9 protein-coding genes are annotated in these 7826 nt (G+C 43.7%); all 9 read right to left on the bottom strand.

Going from position 1 to position 7826, the window contains the following annotated elements; all coding sequences use genetic code 11:
- Nucleotides 1-31: 31 nt before the first annotated feature.
- The gene (locus Q0212_RS12585) at nt 32-667 is read right to left on the bottom strand and encodes a hypothetical protein (protein WP_297926047.1); all 636 of its coding nucleotides are present in this window, start codon (nt 665-667) and stop codon (nt 32-34) included.
- A 3-nt stretch (nt 668-670) separates the two neighbouring features.
- Complete coding sequence (locus tag Q0212_RS12580; protein ID WP_297926045.1) at nt 671-1321, bottom strand: DUF6682 family protein; 651 nt, start codon at nt 1319-1321, stop codon at nt 671-673.
- 8 nt (nt 1322-1329) lie between these two features.
- On the bottom strand, nt 1330-1983 hold the full coding sequence (locus Q0212_RS12575) for a DUF6682 family protein (protein ID WP_297926043.1): 654 nt from the start codon (nt 1981-1983) through the stop codon (nt 1330-1332).
- Between the two features lie 2 nt (nt 1984-1985).
- Nucleotides 1986-2510, bottom strand: coding sequence for a hypothetical protein (locus Q0212_RS12570; protein ID WP_297926041.1), 525 nt, complete (start codon nt 2508-2510; stop codon nt 1986-1988).
- Between the two features lie 3 nt (nt 2511-2513).
- Nucleotides 2514-2966: a hypothetical protein gene (locus Q0212_RS12565; protein WP_297926038.1), complete on the bottom strand. Its 453-nt coding sequence runs from the start codon at nt 2964-2966 to the stop codon at nt 2514-2516.
- A 43-nt stretch (nt 2967-3009) separates the two neighbouring features.
- Entirely contained in the window at nt 3010-4128 is a 1119-nt protein-coding gene (locus tag Q0212_RS12560) for a N4-gp56 family major capsid protein (protein ID WP_297926036.1), read from the bottom strand.
- 195 nt (nt 4129-4323) lie between these two features.
- The gene (locus Q0212_RS12555) at nt 4324-5199 is read right to left on the bottom strand and encodes a hypothetical protein (RefSeq protein WP_297926034.1); all 876 of its coding nucleotides are present in this window, start codon (nt 5197-5199) and stop codon (nt 4324-4326) included.
- Nucleotides 5196-7406 carry a hypothetical protein gene (locus tag Q0212_RS12550; protein ID WP_297926031.1) on the bottom strand — a complete coding sequence of 737 codons (2211 nt, stop codon included), beginning with the start codon at nt 7404-7406 and terminating at the stop codon, nt 5196-5198. The genes Q0212_RS12555 and Q0212_RS12550 overlap by 4 nt, the downstream gene beginning before the upstream one ends.
- The coding region (locus Q0212_RS12545) for a hypothetical protein (RefSeq protein WP_297926029.1) at nt 7403-7826 on the bottom strand (424 nt) is incomplete at its 5' end. The genes Q0212_RS12545 and Q0212_RS12550, both read right to left, overlap by 4 nt.

The raw sequence follows: 7826 nt of genomic DNA, 5'->3' as shown, positions 1-7826 counted from the left end.
TGTTAATGTATATGTTGTCATATCAAACCCCTTAAATATATTTAGGCTTAGAGCGGAATGTTTTACGCATGGCATAGCCTTTTTCAGCTCTCATTTTTGAATCAGTAATAGCTGCATCAAATTGGCTTTGATAAAACGCTGACATATTAGGGTTGGACCATGTTTTCTCTGCCATGAGCATTAGATACGCTAATGCGCCATGCTTAATCGCATCCTTGTATTCTTCAAAGATGATTTCGTCCACGCCTTGCGCTGCTTGCGTAGGCTTTAGTGCAACAAGGATTCGGACGGGATAAACGCCCATAGGTTTTGGAACTAAAATGGCGGTATTGGTATTTTTAAGAAAGAAGTAGGATGGTTCACCTGATTGATCTCGCCATTCTTGGTAGATTTCTTCTAGGTCATCTTGTGTTTTTGGCTGTAACTCACGCTTATTGACTTTCAACATGAGTAATTGCGCGATTGTGGTGTCGACTGGTGTTGGTATGTCGTATTCGTTATCGTTAGCTACCGTGTAAAACCCGTCTAAATCTTGGCGCAAGAATAACGAACGCTGGCAAAACTCAATAACTTTTTGACGAATGGCTTCAACGATTAACGCCTTTGGGCAGTCAGGCACATTAACCTGAACATACGGCAACCATTGCGAGTAAGGAACAATAGCCATGACTTAGCCTTTTGATTTTGGATTAACCGCACCATCGGACGCTGCTTTAATTTGCAGCAGTTGAAAAAACGTACTTAAATGAGAGCGAGCATCTGCATAATTTTGATTTTGCTTATCATCACCGCCCCACAACAAGTAAAGCATCCACTCTTGAATAGCAGGAGCAAAGTAATCATCAACAGGAAACGCATCTGTCCCTGCGGTAATGGTCGGTAATACACGAACATAGCTAATATCAACCCCAATAACAGGCGATACAGGCGCAGGAGGATAAACATAAAAATCTTTAGGGGTAATTGAATCGTAAAAATACTCATCAATCGTTGTTTGCCCTGTTGTTTCATGCCAATCAGGAATAAGCGCGTCTTGAACAAGCATATCAGCCTTGCGAATCGCTCGACCTGCATCACTTAAACCGCTTTGTCCACGATTACGAATAACCTTTAACAACCTTACTCCGTCACTTGGCAATGTTTGTCGTGTTCCAGCGACTAGCAGCATCATAGTTGTGTATGACGCTGCATCGGGTCGATAGCTAACCAATGCCTGTAACGCACTATTTATTGCTAATATTTTTTGCGTCAAAGAGAACTTAGTGTTATTGGGGTCATCAAGAGCAAAATTAACATTCTGCAAAATAACGGAACACAGCATAAATCACCTTACGTCATTCTTGATTTTTGATCGCTTGGCGAATTTTTATCTGTCTCGCCTTTTACACCGAGTAGATTAAAAAATATCTCTTGTTTTTTTAGTGCTGCTTGATAATTCGGGCTTTGCTCGTTGTCGCTACTCCACAATGAGTAGAGCATCCATTCTTTAACGGCAACAGAATATAAATCATTAATTGGGAATGTATCGGCAGACACCACATCAGGAATAGAACGCTGATAGATAACCTCAACGAACTTATTTGTTGCTGAACCTATGTGCGGATACACCCAAAACACACTTTGATTGCTTTGCTCATATCCATACTCTAAGACTTCATCACCAACTACATTATGCCAATCAACAACCCTGTCACTAATTCGGTTTAAGTCCATGAGCCGAACCGATTTGCCAGCAGTAGCCCCACCAGAGCCGCTTTTATTTCTAATAACACGAATAAGTCTAACGCAGTCGATCGGCAGAGATTGTTTTGTGCCTGAAACCAATGCGACATTAGTGGTAATTGCAGCAGAATCAGGTCTATGTAGTGAAACCGCTCTAATAGCTTCATTAAGAGCTTGTTCTTTTTGCGATAACGAATACACCACATCGTTTGGGTCGTTCGTTATCGTTCTAACAGTATTTAAGATCGCACTACATAGCATGATTATTCACTCGCTTTAGCGTTAGTTTTGGCAATATCAAGCGCATCTTTGGCATCATTCACCAAACACCGCAAACACTCACGAATCATTGCCGTTGCCGACATGGTTGTTTTTAAGTCTTTGCCTGTATTTTGTTTGTAGATAACCGAGATTGCTTTCTTGTCCTTTGGGTTCACGTTCAATACTTGACGTGCAAACCCTTCAACATAACGATTAGAGACGGTATCAGGATTGACGGTAGCCAACATCGAATCAGAAAAATCATCAACATCACCCGTAGGCTCTGCTTGTTCAAAATCTTCATCATCAAACTGTGCACCCTGACCTTCAACATATTCAATGTATGCCTTTGGACGGATAGACAGTAAACGGTTAATGTGGTCTTTATTATCAATGTCGCATAGATGAGGGGACGTGTTGTCCTTCTCATCTACTGGGCGAAATTTATAAACCACCTGTCTTAGCACGTTTTGGCCAAATGAAATATCACTACCACCAACACGCTTTAACAAGCACTCAATCAACATGATTTACACCTCGATGTTTTGTTTTGGACGATACTTCATTGTGATAGTGATTTTAGCACCCAATGCAGCATCAACCGTGTTGGCTGTGGTGATTTTGATACCAATAGGCGTAAACCCACTAGACGCAGGAGCAACACGCAAACCTGCCGTAGTGTCTTCATTCTTAATAGCAGCAGTAGCCAACGAACCAATCGCAATAACCGCTTGCGACATATCTGTTGCACCAGCATTTAAGAACCCAACACTACCCGCACAGGTCGCACCCAATGCATCTGTTTCTAAACGCAAGTCGGTTAAAACATGGTTGGCAGGTAATTTAGCTAACTTGATAATGTCGCCAATAGCCAATGTGGTCGCAGCCGCAAAGGTATAAGACGCTTGGAAACACAGTTGCTCGCCAGCTTCCGTAGAAGTAGGCGCGGTATCAACGTATTGAGCTGACGTATAAGTCGTCATGATTAACTCTCCAAAAAACTAAGAATAAGGTGAAACCGCACGATTAGTACGGTTGTGCAGCAGCAGAATCAATAACGATAGAATTAACATCGTTACTGTTGAACTGTGGGCGTTTTAAGCCAACGATACACTTAGTCGCAATGCCTAAGCGATTCTTATAATCGCGCCATTCTTCCGCCCAATCAAAACGTAAGCCATTAGCAGGGCTGCCAAATGCGGCAACCATTGCTTGACGACCCATGAAGATTGCACGCGCAGCAGCCACGTTAGAACCTGCACCGTAGTCACTGAAACGAGTCACTTTATTGTGCTTATGCAAGACAACACCACGATATTCACCGAGCGCACCTGTGAAAATTGGGTTTTTAGTGCCGTTGTTTGTTGCAACTGCTTTTTGAATATCAAGCCATTGGCCTGTTGACGTAGTAACACGCAAGTCATGCTCTTGGAAGTTGTGCATCAAGCAAACAAACTTGTCCACACCATCCATACGCAAGGGAGTAATGCGAATCACACCATCAGAACCACCGCCTTCTGTCTCGGCTTTAGTCACTGCCTTGTCGATAGATGTAAGGCTGAACTTATCACCACTCACCAGAGATGCTTTGGATGTTGCTGCACCTGAGTAGATGATATTGCCAGAGCTACGAGCAACCAATGACTGACCTTCAATTGCTGCTGTCGAAGACGTTGGCAAGATATAATCAGCATTAGAGCCACGCGCACCACTGATATTCATGAACACGGCTTCATCAAAGAAACGTGACCACCAGTCAGTCAGTTTATTGCGGCAAATCATGCGGTGATTGTTGGTTGTACGTTTGCGAGTCATTTCACCACCGCTATCAGTTGCTTTACGCACTTGATTGATAGTGATTTTATCGCTGTAGGGAGTTAAAGATTCTTCGTTGCCTTCAAGATTGTCGTCACCGTACGTTGGTGAGCCAGTCAATTGAGCGTAGATGTCAAAATTAACTTCATCGCCTGAGTCTTTTTCGAGGTCAGTGATTAAATGAATTGGGGCATTAGGTGCGCTTTCTGCACTGCCTTCTTTCATAAAATGTGAACCCCAATAGGATTCAGGGATAGAGCTATTGAATAACGCGCCTGCCCACTTCTTTTTAGTTTGCTGTGCGCTTGTCGTGATGATGGTCTGTGCCATGATTGTCAACCCTTTGGGTTTCAGTCAGGCACTCTTGCGCCGAGGGATTAGTAAATACTGTCACCTTATGTGATGACATAACCCCCAACCGCACACGGCGGCCAGATTTTTCAGATATTTCGATGATACTATCACCTATTTGTATTCTATCGCCTATTCTTGCACTTAAATATAGTGTCGAACAAGTTTTAGCCATTATTTTGTTCCTAACAAATAGCGTTCATGTTGTTCAGGCGTTAATTTTGCTACTGCGTCCTCGTACTTACGCCCTGATAGCTTGTCGATATAACCAAACTCATCACCATCTGCATTAGGAATAGCAGAAGGAATATTGCCAAGCGTAGGCGGTAACTCAACCTGTGGTGCTTTTGTCTTGGTGTTAAGCTTAGGTGCATCGGGTAGCTTTTGTCCAGTCACTTTTGCAATGCTTGTTAGTAAATTATGCTTTGCTGTGCTGAGTACATCAGCAATCGGCACATTACCTGCCGCTAAAATCTTTTTAACGTGAGCATCGAGTGAGTTAAACAGTGCATCATCTTCTGCAAATACTTTGTTTTCTGCTTTAGCAAAAAAATCTACCTGTTCTTTTTCCCATTGCCTCATTAGTTTTTCTTGCGCAGCCTCTTGAGCCAAGTTTTGCGCTTCAATTTGTTCTTCGGCAAGCTCCATCTTGGCCTCAACACGGGCAATAGCACGTTCTATCTTGCGTACTTCGATGTTGTATTCAGCATCTTCTAGCTCACCATCATCAAACCTTTCGGCCAATTCTTTTAATTGGGCTTCTAATTCAGCTTGCTTGGTTGTTGCTGCGAGTAATACATCGGCATAATCAACGCCTGTATTCTCTAAAACTGGCTCAGGTGTAGGCTCAGGCGTAGGCTCAGGTGCTTGTGGTGCTTCGTCTTCATCATCAATAGTGACTTCAATTTCTTCGTCTTCGTCATCCATCGCAAAATCATCGTGACCTTCGCTGTCTGACGTAATGATTTCATCGCCAAAATCATCAGGCAAGTCCAAACCTTCTTGCTCGGCTGCCGTTAAAATGATTGAACTTTCGTTATCGTTACTCATTGCTGCATATCTCCGCTAAAAGCAGGGTCAACCTGTTGTTGTACAGGCATTTGTTGGGGTGGCTGTGGTTGATTAGACTGTAAATTAAGAATGTCATCAGCCTGTCGGATAATCTCATCGGCTGCTTTGGCCATGTGCGGCTTAGTCAGCATGGCTTTTGTTGCGTTCATCACATCTTGCAATGCGTTCATCTTGTCGCTTAGTGCTGTTATCTGTTCCGAGTTAGCAGATGCCTGTGCTTGCTGTGCTTCGGCTTCTAGCTTGGCTATTTCAGCATTGGCTTTACGCTCTAGCATGGCGTTTTGCTTGGCTTGTTGGTCTGCTTGTGACTGTTCACGCGCTGCTTTTTCTTCAGGTGTCTCGTCAGGGTCGGGTAAACCCATTGACTCGCGCAACTTGGCCATAATGCCGTCTTTGTTTGGTATATCAGTCAAACCGATAGCTGTTTCAATGACTGCAAACGCTGATTGTGGATTACCTGTTGACTGTGCAATGGTCGATGCCAATGGCAATAATTGTTCGGCCAGTGCTTGGCGCATGGTTGCGTGATAGTTTTGCTTGGTGACAATAAAATCAGCTTGAGACTTGGTAATGTCTGTCTCGTCTGTACCATCATTGACTGCAACAAACTCTTTGCCTTTGGTGTCGGATGTAATACGGAACTGCATCTCTTGGCTAATGAATTGTTCAATCAGCGATAAAACTAACTGGCCCTGCTTCTCAAATGCCCACGCCGCGTTTTCATAAAGCATTAACGTAGTGACTGTGCCTTGTTCTTGTCGTGCCTGAATCGCTATACCTGATGTAGCATTTGTCTGTTGGCCAAGGTTCTCACCTGTCACACCTGACGCTTTGAGCATATAAGACTCATCTTCACGGCCAAACTGCACATGAGCATCGGCCAAAGATGGACTTTCGATAATTTCTAGCTTCTTGTTTGGATTGACTTGAATAATGCTATCAGGACGTGAAACTTCTTCCTCTAACAGCTTAATATCATCAACCGCACCTTTGTCCATGACCACGCGCTTAGTAGATAACAGGTAAATAGCTTTGTTGCGCCTGATATTGAATGACATTTGAGGGTCGCGTAACGCACGAATAACACCGTAGGGCATACCTGTCTTGTCATCGAGATAAGCCACAGTACGCACAAACGGGAATCTGTTGTGGCGGTAAGGGCTGACACCTGAGAATAACAGCGTGTTATCAGTAAAAACGCACACACAAACCTGTTGACGATGTGTTTTAACTAGCTCCAACTCACCCATTTGCACCGCTTGAACGTGTTCGGGGTTTTTCGGGTCATACACATAACCTGATAACCTGCCCTGTCCGCGTAATATCTGTACACGCATAGGTCGCTTGTACCAACATTCCATGACGCGGATAGCTTCGCGTGTCCCATCATAAGGCATAGCCTTTGACATAAACATCGAACCGCCTGCGCCTAGTCCTGATTGTTGGTACTGTTCGTACATAAAATCGTTTTCAACTTGTTCGCGGTCTTGCGATTCGTTGCGTAATTCGTTTTCGTACTGTGGGAATCGTGCAACAACCTGCTCAACATCTAAAATCTTGGTGCGAAATAGTCGTGTAGCATCACTGGCATCAACTCTACGACAACTACTATCGACAATCATGTTGCGCCAGTGTTCGTGACGTACCACAATTTGCTGTTCGCCTTCATCATTGACTTCTAACGCTGTCTCAATCCAGCCTTCACCCGTTTTGACTGCATCTTGAAACGCTAAATACTGTTGACGTGCAGAACTGTTAATATCGGCAATGTATTTGCAGAGCTTTGTCTTGCGAATTGCTGGCTCTACATCATCTTCGGTACGCGGTAACACGTTCCAGTCGTATGTTTGGCGCAGGTAACTACCTAAAATCCAGTTAATCGTTTGCTTGATGATGTTGTATTGAAGTGGAGGCATACGGCCATCTGCTTCATATTCTTCTTTTTCATCTTCGGTGAATTGCTTGTCATCGTAGAAGTCAGCATCAAGTGAGCGTTGTAGTCTGCTTTCAGCTTGTAGGCTAATATCGCGGTAATACGCGCCCTTAACCCATGTGTGTAACTGCATACCATTAGCAAAATCAAACTTCTTGCCGACAGCAGGCGCGTTAGCTTCATCGCCCTTGCTGTCACTGTCTAAATTAACGGGCGTATTGCGTAAATTGTCGATTGTCTTGCCGTTATTCATCGCGCATCTACCATAGTTTGGCCATTAACTTTTAACAACAACCCTGTACGCTCCACTTCTTTTTGCATTAGTGCATGGTCGTACTTGTTATCATCATCGGGTCGCCAAGCAATAATTGTGTCAATGTCATGCAAAATCATGTCGCCAATAACGTGTTCATCATTTTTTGTGGGCGAAACAAACAGCGTAGCGGCTGCATCTTGCATAGTTGCTTTGAAAAATTCAGGCTCACGCACTGTCCATGCATCACATAACGGGAACACATACATATTTTTTACACCCATAAACGCTCTGCACATCAACAAACACGGCTCATCATAGTGTCGTCCGTCTCTGTCAAACTCTATGTTTTGCACAAACGTCTGTATGCCGTTGCGATTACTTAACGCAACAGTGTTTTCTGTATCCATTATTAAACTC

It is taken from the genome of uncultured Agitococcus sp., from assembly GCF_937920075.1.
Classification (GTDB): domain Bacteria; phylum Pseudomonadota; class Gammaproteobacteria; order Pseudomonadales; family Moraxellaceae; genus Agitococcus.
The sequence above is the reverse complement of the archived record's forward strand: the minus strand, read 5'-3'. Positions and strand labels throughout refer to the sequence as shown.